The 13,228-nt window shown below is 72.1% G+C and carries 9 protein-coding genes; all 9 read left to right on the top strand.

From position 1 onward, the window contains the following. The first annotated feature begins 46 nt into the window (after positions 1 to 46). The 9 genes from trpB to ACFTWP_RS14730 all read left to right on the top strand — a co-directional run bounded on the left by trpB (position 47) and on the right by ACFTWP_RS14730 (position 13,109). Positions 47 to 1,279 (top strand): tryptophan synthase subunit beta, encoded by a 1,233-nt coding sequence (gene trpB / locus ACFTWP_RS14770; RefSeq protein ID WP_380264890.1) that lies wholly within the window; start codon positions 47 to 49, stop codon positions 1,277 to 1,279. Then, positions 1,276 to 2,088, top strand: a complete 813-nt coding sequence (gene trpA, locus ACFTWP_RS14765) for a tryptophan synthase subunit alpha (protein WP_380264889.1) — start codon at positions 1,276 to 1,278, stop codon at positions 2,086 to 2,088. Before trpB ends, trpA begins: the two co-directional genes overlap by 4 nt. A 274-nt stretch (positions 2,089 to 2,362) precedes the next feature. Beyond that, positions 2,363 to 2,620 (top strand): hypothetical protein, encoded by a 258-nt coding sequence (locus tag ACFTWP_RS14760; protein WP_380264888.1) that lies wholly within the window; start codon positions 2,363 to 2,365, stop codon positions 2,618 to 2,620. Between the two features lie 172 nt (positions 2,621 to 2,792). Further along, positions 2,793 to 3,329 carry a MauE/DoxX family redox-associated membrane protein gene (locus ACFTWP_RS14755; protein WP_380264887.1) on the top strand — a complete coding sequence of 179 codons (537 nt, stop codon included), beginning with the start codon at positions 2,793 to 2,795 and terminating at the stop codon, positions 3,327 to 3,329. Positions 3,330 to 3,452: 123 nt separating this feature from the next. Beyond that, complete coding sequence (locus tag ACFTWP_RS14750; protein WP_380264886.1) at positions 3,453 to 4,319, top strand: DsbA family protein; 867 nt, start codon at positions 3,453 to 3,455, stop codon at positions 4,317 to 4,319. Positions 4,320 to 4,490: 171 nt separating this feature from the next. Beyond that, positions 4,491 to 5,507: a prolipoprotein diacylglyceryl transferase gene (gene lgt / locus ACFTWP_RS14745; RefSeq protein ID WP_380264885.1), complete on the top strand. Its 1,017-nt coding sequence runs from the start codon at positions 4,491 to 4,493 to the stop codon at positions 5,505 to 5,507. Positions 5,508 to 5,725: 218 nt separating this feature from the next. Further along, positions 5,726 to 6,460: a VIT1/CCC1 transporter family protein gene (locus ACFTWP_RS14740; RefSeq protein WP_380264976.1), complete on the top strand. Its 735-nt coding sequence runs from the start codon at positions 5,726 to 5,728 to the stop codon at positions 6,458 to 6,460. A 582-nt stretch (positions 6,461 to 7,042) separates the two neighbouring features. Then, the gene (gene gltB, locus ACFTWP_RS14735; RefSeq protein ID WP_380264975.1) at positions 7,043 to 11,656 is read left to right on the top strand and encodes a glutamate synthase large subunit; all 4,614 of its coding nucleotides are present in this window, start codon (positions 7,043 to 7,045) and stop codon (positions 11,654 to 11,656) included. Then, positions 11,649 to 13,109: a glutamate synthase subunit beta gene (locus tag ACFTWP_RS14730; protein ID WP_380264884.1), complete on the top strand. Its 1,461-nt coding sequence runs from the start codon at positions 11,649 to 11,651 to the stop codon at positions 13,107 to 13,109. The genes gltB and ACFTWP_RS14730 overlap by 8 nt, the downstream gene beginning before the upstream one ends. Positions 13,110 to 13,228: the final 119 nt, after the last annotated feature.

Genomic DNA, 13,228 nt, shown 5'->3' with positions numbered 1-13,228 from the left:
CAGCCCTTCCACGTCACTGCAGTCATCACCGAGAAGGACTTCCACCATGTCCGAGAAGGACTACCTGCCGGGCGCCCAGGTGCCCGACGCCCGCGGCTACTTCGGCGCGTACGGCGGCCGCTTCATCCCGGAGGCGCTGGTCGCCGCCGTCGAGCAGGTCGCCGAGGAGTACGAGAAGGCCAAGGCCGACCCGGCGTTCACCGCCGAGCTGGACGCGCTGCTGAAGGACTACACCGGCCGCCCGAGCCCGCTCACCGACGTCCACCGCTTCTCCGCCGAGGCGGGCGGCGCGCGCATCCTGCTCAAGCGCGAGGACCTCAACCACACCGGCTCGCACAAGATCAACAACGTGCTGGGGCAGGCCCTGCTGACCCGCCGGATGGGCAAGACCCGGATCATCGCCGAGACCGGCGCCGGCCAGCACGGCGTGGCCACCGCCACCGCCTGCGCGCTGTTCGGCTTCGACTGCACCATCTACATGGGCGAGGTCGACACCGAGCGGCAGGCGCTCAACGTGGCCCGGATGCGGATGCTCGGCGCCGAGGTCGTCGCCGTGAAGTCCGGCAGCCGCACCCTCAAGGACGCCATCAACGAGGCGTTCCGGGACTGGGTCGCCAACGTCGACAGCACGCACTACCTGTTCGGCACGGTGGCCGGCCCGCACCCGTTCCCGATGATGGTCCGCGACTTCCACCGGGTGATCGGCGTCGAGGCCCGCGAGCAGGTGATCGAGCGCACCGGCAAGCTGCCCGACGCGGTCGTCGCCTGCGTCGGCGGCGGCTCCAACGCGATGGGCATCTTCCACGAGTTCATCCCGGACGCCGGCGTCCGGCTGGTCGGCTGCGAGGCGGCCGGCGAGGGCGTCGACACCCCGCGCCACGCGGCGACCCTCACCAAGGGCGAGCCCGGCGTGCTGCACGGCGCCCGCAGCTACGTCCTCCAGGACGAGGACGGCCAGACCATCGAGAGCCACTCCATCTCGGCCGGCCTGGACTACCCCGGCATCGGCCCGGAGCACGCCTGGCTCAAGGACACCGGACGCGCCGAGTACCGCCCGGTGACCGACGACCAGGCCATGCAGGCGCTGCGCCTGCTGTCCCGCACCGAGGGCATCATCCCGGCCATCGAGAGCGCCCACGCGCTGGCCGGCGCCCTGGAGCTGGGCCGCGAGCTCGGCCCCGAGGCCACCATCCTGGTCAGCCTCTCCGGGCGCGGCGACAAGGACATGCACACGGCCGCCCAGTACTTCGGCCTCTACGACGACAAGGGCGGTAAGTGACCGTGGCTTCCAAGCTCAGTGAGACCCTGGCCGCGGCCAAGGCCGAGGGCCGGGCGGCCCTGATCGGCTACCTCCCGGCGGGCTTCCCCAGCGTCGAGGGCGGCATCCGGGCCGTCCGCGCGCTGATCGAGGGCGGCTGCGACATCGTCGAGGTCGGCCTGCCGCACTCCGACCCGGTGCTGGACGGGCCGACCATCCAGACCGCCGACGACATCGCGCTGCGCGGCGGCGTGAAGATCAAGGACGTGCTGCGCACCGTGCGGGAGGTGGCCGCGGCCACCGACGCGCCGGTGCTGGTGATGACGTACTGGAACCCGGTCGACCGCTACGGCACCGCCCGGTTCGCCGCCGACCTGGCCGCGGCCGGAGGAGCGGGCTGCATCCTGCCCGACCTGCCGGTCGAGGAGTCCGAGGAGTGGCGCAAGGCCGCCGGGGAGCACGGCCTGGACACCGTCTTCGTGGTCGCCCCGAGCAGCAAGGACCCGCGGCTGGCCGAGGTCACCGCGGCGGGCACCGGCTTCGTCTACGCCGCCGCCGTGATGGGCGTGACGGGCTCCCGGGCACAGGTCGGCACCCTCGCCGAGGACCTGGTCGCCCGCACCCGGGCCACCACCGACCTGCCGGTCTGCGTCGGCCTCGGCGTCTCGACCGCCGACCAGGCCGCCCAGGTGGCGGGCTTCGCCGACGGCGTGATCGTCGGCTCCGCGTTCGTGCAGCGCATCCTGGACGCCGCCGGGGACGAGGAGGCCGCGCTGACGGCCGTCCGCGCCCTCGCCGCCGACCTCGCGCAGGGTGTGCGCCGCCGCTAGCGGGCACCGCACCGAGCCGAAGGCCCGTCACCCCGCCGGGGTGGCGGGCCTTCCGCGTGCGCGGGTGCGGTGGCGGATGCCGGGGCCGGCCGGGCTCCGTGCCCGGTCCGCCCCCGCGGCACGTCGGAGCCACACCCGAACGGGTGAAGAGTTCGGGCTCCGCGCATCAGCGGCGGTTGACCCGCGTTGAGTGGGGGGACGGGTCGTCGACGCCCTGCGGCATCCGTCGTTCGTGCACAGCTCAGCCGTCCGGGGTGAACGAAGGGGTCAGCCGGTGCCGTGTCTCCAACGAGCCGTCCTGCTGCGGGCGGCGGCCGCGGCGCTGGCGCTCGGCATCGCGGTCGGGGCGGACACCGCGGTCGGACACGCGCTGGCCAGACGGGGTGTGGAGCGGGCCGAGCGGCAGGCCTGGGAGTGCGCCGAGGCGGCGCGGGCGGGCGCGGAGGCCAGGGGCGCCCGCCCGGGGGCGGCGGGCCGCCCGGAGTCCGCCGGTGCACTCCGACCGGTCGGCTGCGACGCCGGTGACCGATAGGGCGAACAGGACGGATACCGCAGAACATCACTCATTCGGCTTAATCCGGTGAATGTGGAGGAACCACCACCGATCCCCTACGGTTCACCAGGAAAGCGTGGGTGACACCACGGCAGATCCGCGTGAGGCCGCGCCCGGCGAGGGCGGACGGCGTGTCCCGAGGGGGTTTCCGATGGCCGGTCAGCAGGGCGCTCCGCCGCGCCCGTACCCCGCCGGCCGGTCCGGTACCGGGGCCGTGCGGCGGGTCGTCGACGGTCCGGCGGGGGAGTGGATCGGCACGGTCGTCAGGCTGGGCCTGGCCGTGGTCTGGGGCTGGGCCGGCCTGGCCAAGATCTCGGACCCGGCGGAGGCCGCCCAGGCCGTCCGGGCGTACGAGATCCTCCCCGAGTCGCTGGTCAAGCCGGTCGGCTACGCGCTGCCCTTCCTGGAGGTGGCGCTCGCCGTCCTGCTGGTGATCGGCCTCGGGGTGCGGGTCGTCGCCGCGGTCTCCGCGCTGCTGCTGCTGGCCTTCATCGCCGGGATCGCCTCGGCCTGGGCCCGCGGCATCTCGATCGACTGCGGCTGCTTCGGCGGCGGCGGCGCGGTCGACTCCTCGAAGACCGAGTACCTGCAGGAGATCCTGCGCGACACCGGGTTCCTGCTGCTGGCCGCCTGGCTGGTCTACCGGCCCCGCACCAGGCTCTCCGTCGACGGCTGGCTGGCGGCCTGAGCCGCCAGGCCGTCCCGCGCACCCGGCCAGCGCAGTCCCACCAGCCCGGCCAGCCCGGGCCGTTCGGCCCCCCACCTCCGTCCGCCGGCCCCGGCCCGGCCCCGACCCTGGATGTCCAGTCACATGAGCGAGAAGAACCGAGATGGCAAGCGCACCGCCCGCGAGCGGATGCAGGAGGAGCGGGCCGCGCAGGAGGCCAAGGCCAGGCGCAACAAGAAGCTCGTCGTCGGCGGGGCGGTCCTGGGCGTGATCGCGATCGCGGCGGTGGTCGGCGTGGTGGTGCAGAACAACCGCTCCAAGCCCGAGACCCCGGTGGCCGCGCCGGCCGGCACCATCGGCGACAAGAACCTGGTGATCCCGGTCGGCTCGTCGAACGCCCCCGCCACCCTCACCGTGTACGAGGACCCGCGCTGCCCGGCCTGCGGAAGCTTCGAGCGCGAGTTCGGTCCGACCATCGACCAGCTGGAGGACCAGGGCAAGATCTTCGCCAACTACCACATCGTGTCGTTCATCGACCGGGCCGTGCCGGGCAAGGGCTCCCGGAACGGCGCCAACGCGCTGGGCTGCGCGCAGGACGCCGGGCACTTCCGCGACTACCACGACGTGCTCTACCGCAACCAGCCGGACGAGACCAACGACGCCTTCGGCGACAAGGCCACCCTGATCGCGCTGGCCAAGCCGATCCCCGGCCTGGACACCCCCGCCTTCCAGGCCTGCGTGAACGACAACACGTTCGGCGGGTGGGTCTCGGCCGTGCAGCAGGACTTCGACAAGTCGAGCTTCAAGTCCACGCCGACCGTGCTGCTCAACGGCGAGCCGATCTACCCGAAGAAGGGCACCGAGGAGATCACCCCGGAGAACCTGGTGAAGTGGGTCGACGCCGCCAACCAGGGCAAGACGCTGGGCACGCCCGGCTCCAACGGCCAGAGCGCCGCCCCGACCAGCACCGCCTCGGAGAGCAACAACCCGTCCCCGGGTGCGGGTGGCTGACCGGGCTCCCGTCGGGGCCGGGGCACGGGACTGCGGCCCCGGGCCCCGGCCGTCGGCGCTTTTCGGGCCCGGGCTTTCGCCCCCCCTGGCCGGGCCGCGCGGACCGAGTGCGATCTGTGACCCTCGCCGGTGGCCGATCGGGCCCGTCGACACGGTAGCGTCGACCCTGCCATGAATATCGCTTACATTCCGAGCCCGTCGCGGGGCGTCCTGGAACTGGGACCGGTCCCGCTGCGCGCGTACGCCTTCTGCATCATCCTCGGTGTCGTCGTGGCCGTCTGGCTCGGCAGCAAGCGCTGGGTCGCCCGCGGCGGCGCCAAGCACACGGTGGGTGACATCGCCGTCTGGGCCGTCCCGTTCGGGCTGGTCGGCGGTCGTCTCTACCACGTGATCACCGACCACCAGCTGTACTTCGGGGACGGCCGTAACCCCTGGAACGCCTTCAAGGTCTGGGAGGGCGGCCTGGGCATCTGGGGCGCGATCGCGCTCGGCGCGGTCGGCGCCTGGATCGGCGCCCGCCGGCGCGGGGTGCCGCTGCCGCCGTGGGCGGACGCGCTGGCGCCGGGCATCGCGCTCGCCCAGGCCTGCGGCCGCTGGGGCAACTGGTTCAACCAGGAGCTCTACGGCAAGGCGACCACGCTCCCCTGGGGTCTGAAGATCGACAAGACCCTGCCGGACGGCGAGGTCGTCCACGGGATCTACCACCCGACCTTCCTGTACGAGTCGCTCTGGTGCGTCGGCGTGGCACTGCTGGTGATCTGGGCGGACCGCCGCTTCACCCTCGGCCACGGCCGGGCCTTCGCGCTCTACGTCGCCGCCTACACGGTCGGCCGGTTCTGGATCGAGGCGCTGCGGATCGACGAGGCGCACCGGGTCCTCGGCCTGCGGCTCAACGACTGGACGGCGATCGTCGTCTTCCTCGGCGCCGTGGCCTACCTGGTGATCGTGGGCAAGAAGCGGCCCGGCCGGGAGGACCCGGACTCCATCGACCCGGTCTCCCGGGACGAGCGCGCCGCCGCGGCAGCCGCGGCTGCCGCCGACGGTACGGACGCGGCGGACCGGGCCCCGGGGACGGACGTGGCCGACGTGATCGACGAGGCGGACGGGGCGGAGCGGGCCGAGGACGACTCCCGGGCCGCGGGCGACTCCGCCCTCCCGCGACCGGCGGAGTCGAAGAAGACCCCCTGACCAGGTACGTCCCGAGGTTCCGGCCGCTCCCACCGACCAGGTGGCGGGCGGCCGGAGCGCTGTTCGGACAGCCTTACTTTGCTGGAAAGAACCTGATCATCGGACTACGTTCACTGGTGTGAGAGCCCGGCGGGCAGCACTATCCTCACGGCTCATAGCCGTGCCCGCGTACGGGCTGGGGAGAGCAGTGACGGAGGACCGACGACGTGACCGTGACCATGGCCGAGCGCATCGCCGACGACCGGAACCCCAAGCCGAAGGTCCCCGCGGAGGGCCACCACCGGGACGTGAACGGCGGCTGGCTGCGGCCGGCGGTGTTCGGCGCGATGGACGGGCTGGTCTCCAACTTCGCCCTGATGACCGGTGTGGTCGGCGGCGCGGTGTCCAGCGGCACGGTCGTCCTGACCGGGCTGGCCGGCCTCGCCGCCGGCGCCTGCTCGATGGCCGCGGGGGAGTACACCTCGGTCGCCTCGCAGCGTGAGCTGGTGCAGGCCGAGATCGAGGCCGAGCGGCTGGAGCTCAGCCGCAACCCGCACGGCGAGCTGGCCGAGCTGGCCGAGCTGTACGCCTCGCGCGGCGTCGACCCGGAGCTCGCGCTGGAGGTGGCCCGCCAGCTGTCGGCGGACCCGGACCGGACGCTGGAGATCCACGCCCGGGAGGAGCTCGGCATCGACCCGAACGACCTCCCCTCGCCGCTGGTCGCGGCCGCCTCCTCGTTCGTCTGCTTCGCGGTGGGCGCGCTGCTGCCGCTGCTGCCGTACCTGCTCGGCGCCACCTCGCTGCTGCCGGCGCTGCTGCTGTCGCTGGCCGGTCTCTTCGCCTGCGGCGCGGTGGTGGCCCGGGTGACGGCGCGCAGCTGGTGGTTCAGCGGGGTGCGCCAGCTGGTGCTGGGCGGGGCGGCGGCGGCCGTGACGTACCTGATGGGTCTGCTGATCGGCGGCGCGGTCGGCTGAGGCCGGCGGCGCCCGCCGGGGCGACCGGGGGAGACGGGGGAGAACGGCCTGTTCGGACGGCGCGGGCGGGGTGGCGGGGGCGGGTCGGCCCGTCCCTCGTCCGCGCCGTCGTGCGATGCCACAGACTGATGCATGGTTATGCCGCCGGGCGCGTGACGTTCCGCACATGGGGGTGAGGTGCTCGGTTGTCCTAGCATCGCCTTCGAGCCCGTCGGCCCGAGGAATCCAATCCGCGGGTCGGCATCCGGGTGAGAATCGCAGGTCACCCTGGGGCGATCTTGGTTCGGGGGCGTTTCGCCTCTGTTTCAGTCCTGCGGCATGCGGGCACACTGGTGGAAGCGTGCGGACGGGTGTTCGCCTTCCCCAGCCGGTGCTACCGGTGGGTAATAGGCCCTGACCTGGGGTTTGCGTCCGCCATGTGGACGCCAATGTCCACTTCCCGGGATGTCGGGCATCATGTAACCTGCACGAAATCGCAGAGGGCCAACGTCGTCCCTGTTGCACAGAGTCCGTTCCAGGCCCTCGGCCGGGCGGGCCCCCAATACCAAGACGACGACGGGAGAGCCGATGCTGTCTGCATCCATGCACTCCGACAACGAGCCCAAGGCCGGCGCATCGCGCTCGCCGTACGCGCTCGTTCCGGATGCGCGACCTGCTGCTCAGGGCCTGTACGACCCGCGGAACGAGCACGACGCCTGCGGCGTCGGCTTCGTCGCGACGCTGACCGGCATCGCCGACCACAAGATCGTCGAGCAGGCGCTCACCGTCCTGCGCAACCTGGAGCACCGCGGTGCCACGGGCGCCGAGCCGGACTCCGGTGACGGCGCGGGCATCCTGACCCAGGTCCCCGACGCGTTCCTGCGCTCCAAGGTCGACTTCGAGCTCCCCGCCGCCGGCTCCTACGCGGTCGGCATCGCCTTCCTCCCCGACGAGGACGAGGCCGCCTCCGCCGCCGTCACCCAGATCGAGGCCATCGCCGCCGACGAGGACCTCGCCGTCCTCGGCTGGCGCGAGGTCCCGGTCACCCCCGACCTGCTCGGTGCCACCGCCCGCTCGGTCATGCCGCGCTTCCGTCAGGTGTTCCTCGCGGCCGCCGAAAGTAAGGGTGACCTTACCAGCATCGAGCTGGACCGTGTCGCCTTCGTCGTGCGCAAGCGCGCCGAGCGCGAGGCCGGCGTGTACTTCCCGTCGCTCTCCGCCCGCACCATCGTCTACAAGGGCATGCTGACCACCGGTCAGCTGGAGCCCTTCTTCCCCGACCTGTCGGACCGGCTCTACGCCTCCGCGATCGGCCTGATCCACTCGCGCTTCTCCACCAACACGTTCCCCAGCTGGCCGCTCGCCCACCCGTACCGCTTCGTCGCGCACAACGGCGAGATCAACACGGTCAAGGGCAACCGGAACTGGATGACCGCGCGCGAGTCCCAGCTCGCCACCGACCTCATCCCGGCCAACAAGAACGGCCGGGGCCTGGAGCGGATCTTCCCGATCTGTACCCCGGACCACTCCGACTCCGCGTCCTTCGACGAGGTCCTGGAGCTGCTCCACCTCGGCGGCCGCTCGCTGCCGCACTCGGTGCTGATGATGATCCCGGAGGCGTGGGAGAACCACGCCACCATGGAGCCCGCCCGCCGCGCCTTCTACCAGTACCACTCCAACCTGATGGAGCCCTGGGACGGCCCGGCCTGCGTCACCTTCACCGACGGCACCCAGATCGGCGCGGTCCTCGACCGCAACGGCCTGCGCCCCGCCCGCTACTGGATCACCGAGGACGGCCTGGTCGTCCTCTCCTCCGAGGTCGGCGTGCTCGACCTGGAGCAGGAGACGGTGGTCAAGAAGGGCCGCCTGCAGCCCGGCAAGATGTTCCTCATCGACACCGCGGAGCACCGCATCGTCGAGGACGAGGAGATCAAGTCCTCCCTCGCCGCGGAGCACCCGTACGAAGAGTGGATCGCCGCCGGCCAGATCCAGCTCGCCAAGCTCCCCGAGCGCGAGCACATCGCGCACACCCACGCCTCCGTCACCCGCCGCCAGCAGACCTTCGGGTACACCGAGGAGGAGCTGCGCGTCATCCTCGCCCCGATGGCCCGCACCGGCGGCGAGGCACTCGGCTCGATGGGCACCGACAGCCCGATCGCGGCGCTCTCCGAGAAGCCGCGCCTGCTGTTCGACTACTTCATCCAGCTCTTCGCGCAGGTCACCAACCCGCCGCTGGACGCCATCCGCGAGGAGCTCGTCACCTCGCTGCTGAGCAACCTCGGCCCCGAGGGCAACCTGCTGGCCGCCGAGGCCGCCGCCTGCCGCTCGGTCGGCATCACCTTCCCGGTGATCGACAACGACGAGCTGGCCAAGCTGGTCCACATCAACGCCGACGGCGACCAGCCCGGTCTCAAGGCCGTCACGCTCTCCGGCCTCTACCGGGTCTCCGGCGGCGGCGAGGCGCTCGCCGCCCGCCTGAAGGCCATCGCGGCCGAGGCCGACGCGGCGATCGCCGACGGCGCCCGCATCGTCGTCCTCTCCGACCGCCACTCGGACGCCGAGCACGCGCCGATCCCCTCGCTGCTGCTCACCTCCGCCGTGCACCACCACCTGATCCGCACCAAGCAGCGCACCCAGGTGTCGCTGATCGTGGAGGCCGGCGACGTCCGCGAGGTCCACCACGTGGCCCTGCTGGTCGGCTACGGCGCCGGCGCGGTCAACCCGTACCTGGCGATGGAGTCCGTCGAGGACCTCGTCGCGCAGGGCGTGTTCATCGAGGGCATCGAGGCCGACAAGGCCATCAAGAACCTCATCAAGGCGCTCGGCAAGGGCGTCCTGAAGGTCATGTCGAAGATGGGCATCTCCACCGTCGCCTCCTACCGCGGCGCCCAGGTCTTCGAGGTCATCGGCCTCGACCAGCAGACCGTGGACACCTACTTCGCCGGCACCACCACCAAGCTCGGCGGCATCGGCCTGGAGCAGGTCGCCAAGGAGGTGGCCGCGCGCCACGCCAAGGCCTACCCCGCCTCCGGCATCACCGCCGCGCACCGCGCGCTGGACATCGGCGGCGAGTACCAGTGGCGCCGCGAGGGCGAGCCGCACCTGTTCGACCCGGACACGGTGTTCCGCCTGCAGCACTCCACCCGCAGCCGCCGGTACGACATCTTCAAGCAGTACACCGAGCGGGTGAACGAGCAGTCCGAGCGCCTGATGACGCTGCGCGGCCTGTTCAAGCTCGACGGCAAGGGCCGCGCCCCGATCTCCGTCGACGAGGTCGAGCCGGTCTCCGAGATCGTCAAGCGGTTCTCCACCGGCGCCATGTCCTACGGCTCCATCTCGATGGAGGCGCACGAGACGCTCGCCATCGCGATGAACCGCCTCGGCGGCAAGTCCAACACCGGTGAGGGCGGCGAGGACCCGGAGCGCCTGTACGACCCGGAGCGCCGCTCGTCCATCAAGCAGGTCGCCTCCGGCCGCTTCGGCGTCACCAGCGAGTACCTGGTCAACGCGGACGACATCCAGATCAAGATGGCCCAGGGCGCCAAGCCCGGCGAGGGCGGCCAGCTGCCCGGCCACAAGGTCTACCCGTGGGTCGCCAGGACCCGGCACTCCACCCCGGGCGTCGGCCTGATCTCCCCGCCGCCGCACCACGACATCTACTCCATCGAGGACCTGGCTCAGCTGATCCACGACCTCAAGAACGCCAACCCGGCGGCCCGCATCCACGTGAAGCTGGTCTCCGAGGTCGGCGTGGGCACGGTCGCGGCCGGCGTCTCCAAGGCGCACGCGGACGTCGTGCTGGTCTCCGGCCACGACGGCGGCACCGGCGCCTCGCCGCTCACCTCGCTCAAGCACGCGGGCGGCCCCTGGGAGCTCGGCCTCGCCGAGACCCAGCAGACCCTGCTGCTCAACGGCCTGCGCGACCGCATCGTGGTGCAGACCGACGGCCAGCTCAAGACCGGCCGCGACGTCGTCATCGCCGCGCTGCTCGGCGCCGAGGAGTTCGGTTTCGCGACCGCGCCGCTCGTCGTCTCCGGCTGCATCATGATGCGCGTCTGCCACCTGGACACCTGCCCGGTCGGCGTCGCCACCCAGAACCCGGTGCTGCGCGAGCGCTTCACCGGCAAGCCCGAGTTCGTGGTGAACTTCTTCGAGTTCATCGCGGAGGAGGTCCGCGAGATCCTCGCCGAGCTGGGCTTCCGCACCATCGAGGAGGCCGTCGGCCACGCCGAGCACATCGACGCGGCCGAGGCGATCACGCACTGGAAGGCCGCCGGTCTCGACCTGGCGCCGCTCTTCCACGTGCCCGAGCTGCCCGAGGGCGCGGCCCTGCACAACACCACCACGCAGGACCACTCGCTCGACAAGGCGCTCGACAACCAGCTGATCGCGCTGGCCGAGGACGCCCTGGAGCGCGGCGACGCCGTCCGCATCCAGCTGCCGATCCGCAACGTCAACCGCACCGTCGGCACCATGCTCGGCCACGAGGTGACCAAGCGGTACCGCGGCGAGGGCCTGCCCGAGGGCACCATCGACGTCACCTTCACCGGTAGCGCCGGCCAGTCCTTCGGCGCCTTCGTGCCGCGCGGCGTCACGCTGCGCCTGGAGGGCGACGCCAACGACTACGTCGGCAAGGGCCTCTCCGGCGGCGTGCTGGTCGTGCGCCCGGCGCGCGACGCGGCCGCCATCGGCGCCGACGCCCAGAACCACGTGATCGCCGGCAACACCATCGGGTACGGTGCCACCAGCGGCCGCATCCACCTGCGGGGCAAGGCCGGCGAGCGCTTCGCCGTCCGCAACTCCGGCGCTACCCTGGTCGTCGAGGGCGTGGGCGACCACGGCCTGGAGTACATGACCGGCGGGCGGGTCGTCGTCCTCGGCGAGACCGGCCGCAACCTGGCCGCGGGCATGTCCGGCGGCATCGCGTACGTCCTGGACCTGCGCCCGGCGAACGTGAACGACGGCATGGTGGGCATCGAGGCCCCGACCAACGCCGACCGCGACTGGCTGCGCGAGACCGTGCAGCAGCACTACGAGGAGACCGGCTCCACCGTGGCCGCCGAGCTCCTGGCCGACTGGGGCGGCGGGGTCTCCCGCTTCTCCAAGATCATGCCGACCGACTACAAGGCTGTGCTCGCCGCCAAGGATGCCGCTGAGCGCGACGGGCTCTCCGAGTCCGAGACCACTCGCAAGATGATGGAGGCGGCACGTGGCTGACCCCAAGGGCTTCCTGACCACGCCCAAGCAGCTCGCCGAGCGTCGCCCGGTCGACGTCCGGATCCGGGACTGGAACGAGGTCTACGTCGAGCGCAGCCTCCTTCCGATCATCACCAAGCAGGCCGGCCGCTGCATGGACTGCGGCATCCCGTTCTGCCACAACGGCTGCCCGCTCGGGAACCTCATCCCCGAGTGGAACGACCTGGCCTACCGGGACGACTGGTCCGGCGCGATCGAGCGCCTGCACGCGACCAACAACTTCCCGGAGTTCACCGGCCGCCTCTGCCCGGCTCCCTGCGAGTCGGCGTGCGTGCTCGGGATCAACCAGGACGCGGTGACCATCAAGAACGTCGAGGTCACCATCATCGACAAGGCGTGGGACAACGGCGGCGTCACGCCGCAGATCCCCGAGCGCCTGTCCGGCAAGACCGTGGCCGTCGTCGGCTCCGGCCCGGCCGGCCTCGCCGTCGCCCAGCAGCTCACCCGGGCCGGGCACACGGTGGTGGTGTACGAGCGCGCCGACCGCATCGGCGGCCTGCTGCGCTACGGCATCCCCGAGTTCAAGATGGAGAAGCGCCACATCAACCGCCGCGTCGAGCAGATGCGCGCGGAGGGCACCCGCTTCCGCACCGGCGTCAGCGTCGGCGAGGACATCACCGGCCAGCAGCTGCGCGAGCGCTTCGACGCCGTCGTCGTCGCGGCCGGCGCCACCACCGCCCGTGACCTGCCCGTCCCCGGCCGGGAGCTCAAGGGCATCCACCAGGCGATGGAGTACCTGCCGCTCGCCAACAAGGTGCAGGAGGGCGACTTCGTCGAGACGCCCATCAGCGCCAAGGGCAAGCACGTGGTCGTCATCGGCGGCGGCGACACCGGCGCGGACTGCCTCGGCACCGCGCTGCGCCAGGGGGCGGCCTCGGTCACCCAGCTGGAGATCATGCCGCGCCCCGGCGACGACCGGCCCACCGGCCAGCCGTGGCCGACCATGCCGATGCTCTACAAGGTCACCTCCGCGCACGAGGAGGGCGGTGAGCGCGTGTACAGCGTGAACACCACCCACTTCACCGGCGACGAGGACGGCAACGTCCAGGAGCTCCACCTCGTCGAGGTCGAGTTCAAGGACGGCCGGTTCCAGCCGGTCGAGGGCACCGAGCGGTCCATCCCGGCCCAGCTCGTCACCCTCGCCATGGGCTTCACCGGCACCGACACCGCCAACGGCCTGGTCGAGCAGCTGGGCGTCGACCTCGACGCCCGCGGCAACATCAACCGGGACGGCGCCTTCGCCACCAACGTGGACGGCGTGTACGTCTGCGGTGACGCCGGCCGCGGCCAGTCGCTGATCGTCTGGGCCATCGCCGAGGGCCGTTCCGCCGCCGCCGCGGTGGACAAGTTCCTCGGCGGCAAGACCGCCCTGCCCGCCCCGATCCGCCCCACCGACCGCCCCCTGGTGGTCTGACCGGATCGACCCCGTACCGCCCGGTGCCGCATCGCCGGGCTGCACCAACCGCCGACCCGCCAGAGCCGCCGGGCCAATGCGGTCATGACAGCACCTGCCCCCTCCCCGACCAAGTTGGG

It is taken from the genome of Kitasatospora sp. NPDC057015 (assembly GCF_042673745.1).
Taxonomy (GTDB): domain Bacteria; phylum Actinomycetota; class Actinomycetes; order Streptomycetales; family Streptomycetaceae; genus Kitasatospora.
The sequence above is the reverse complement of the archived record's forward strand: the minus strand, read 5'-3'. Positions and strand labels throughout refer to the sequence as shown.

Excerpts from the sequence above, each read along its gene's own strand:
- trpB (WP_380264890.1), top strand. The coding sequence starts at position 47 with ATGTCCGAGAAGGACTACCTGCCGGGCGCCCAGGTGCCCGACGCCCGC.
- ACFTWP_RS14755 (WP_380264887.1), top strand. The coding sequence starts at position 2,793 with ATGGCCGGTCAGCAGGGCGCTCCGCCGCGCCCGTACCCCGCCGGCCGG.
- ACFTWP_RS14750 (WP_380264886.1), top strand. The coding sequence starts at position 3,453 with ATGAGCGAGAAGAACCGAGATGGCAAGCGCACCGCCCGCGAGCGGATG.
- lgt (WP_380264885.1), top strand. The coding sequence starts at position 4,491 with ATGAATATCGCTTACATTCCGAGCCCGTCGCGGGGCGTCCTGGAACTG.
- ACFTWP_RS14740 (WP_380264976.1), top strand. The coding sequence starts at position 5,726 with ATGGCCGAGCGCATCGCCGACGACCGGAACCCCAAGCCGAAGGTCCCC.
- gltB (WP_380264975.1), top strand. The coding sequence starts at position 7,043 with ATGCACTCCGACAACGAGCCCAAGGCCGGCGCATCGCGCTCGCCGTAC.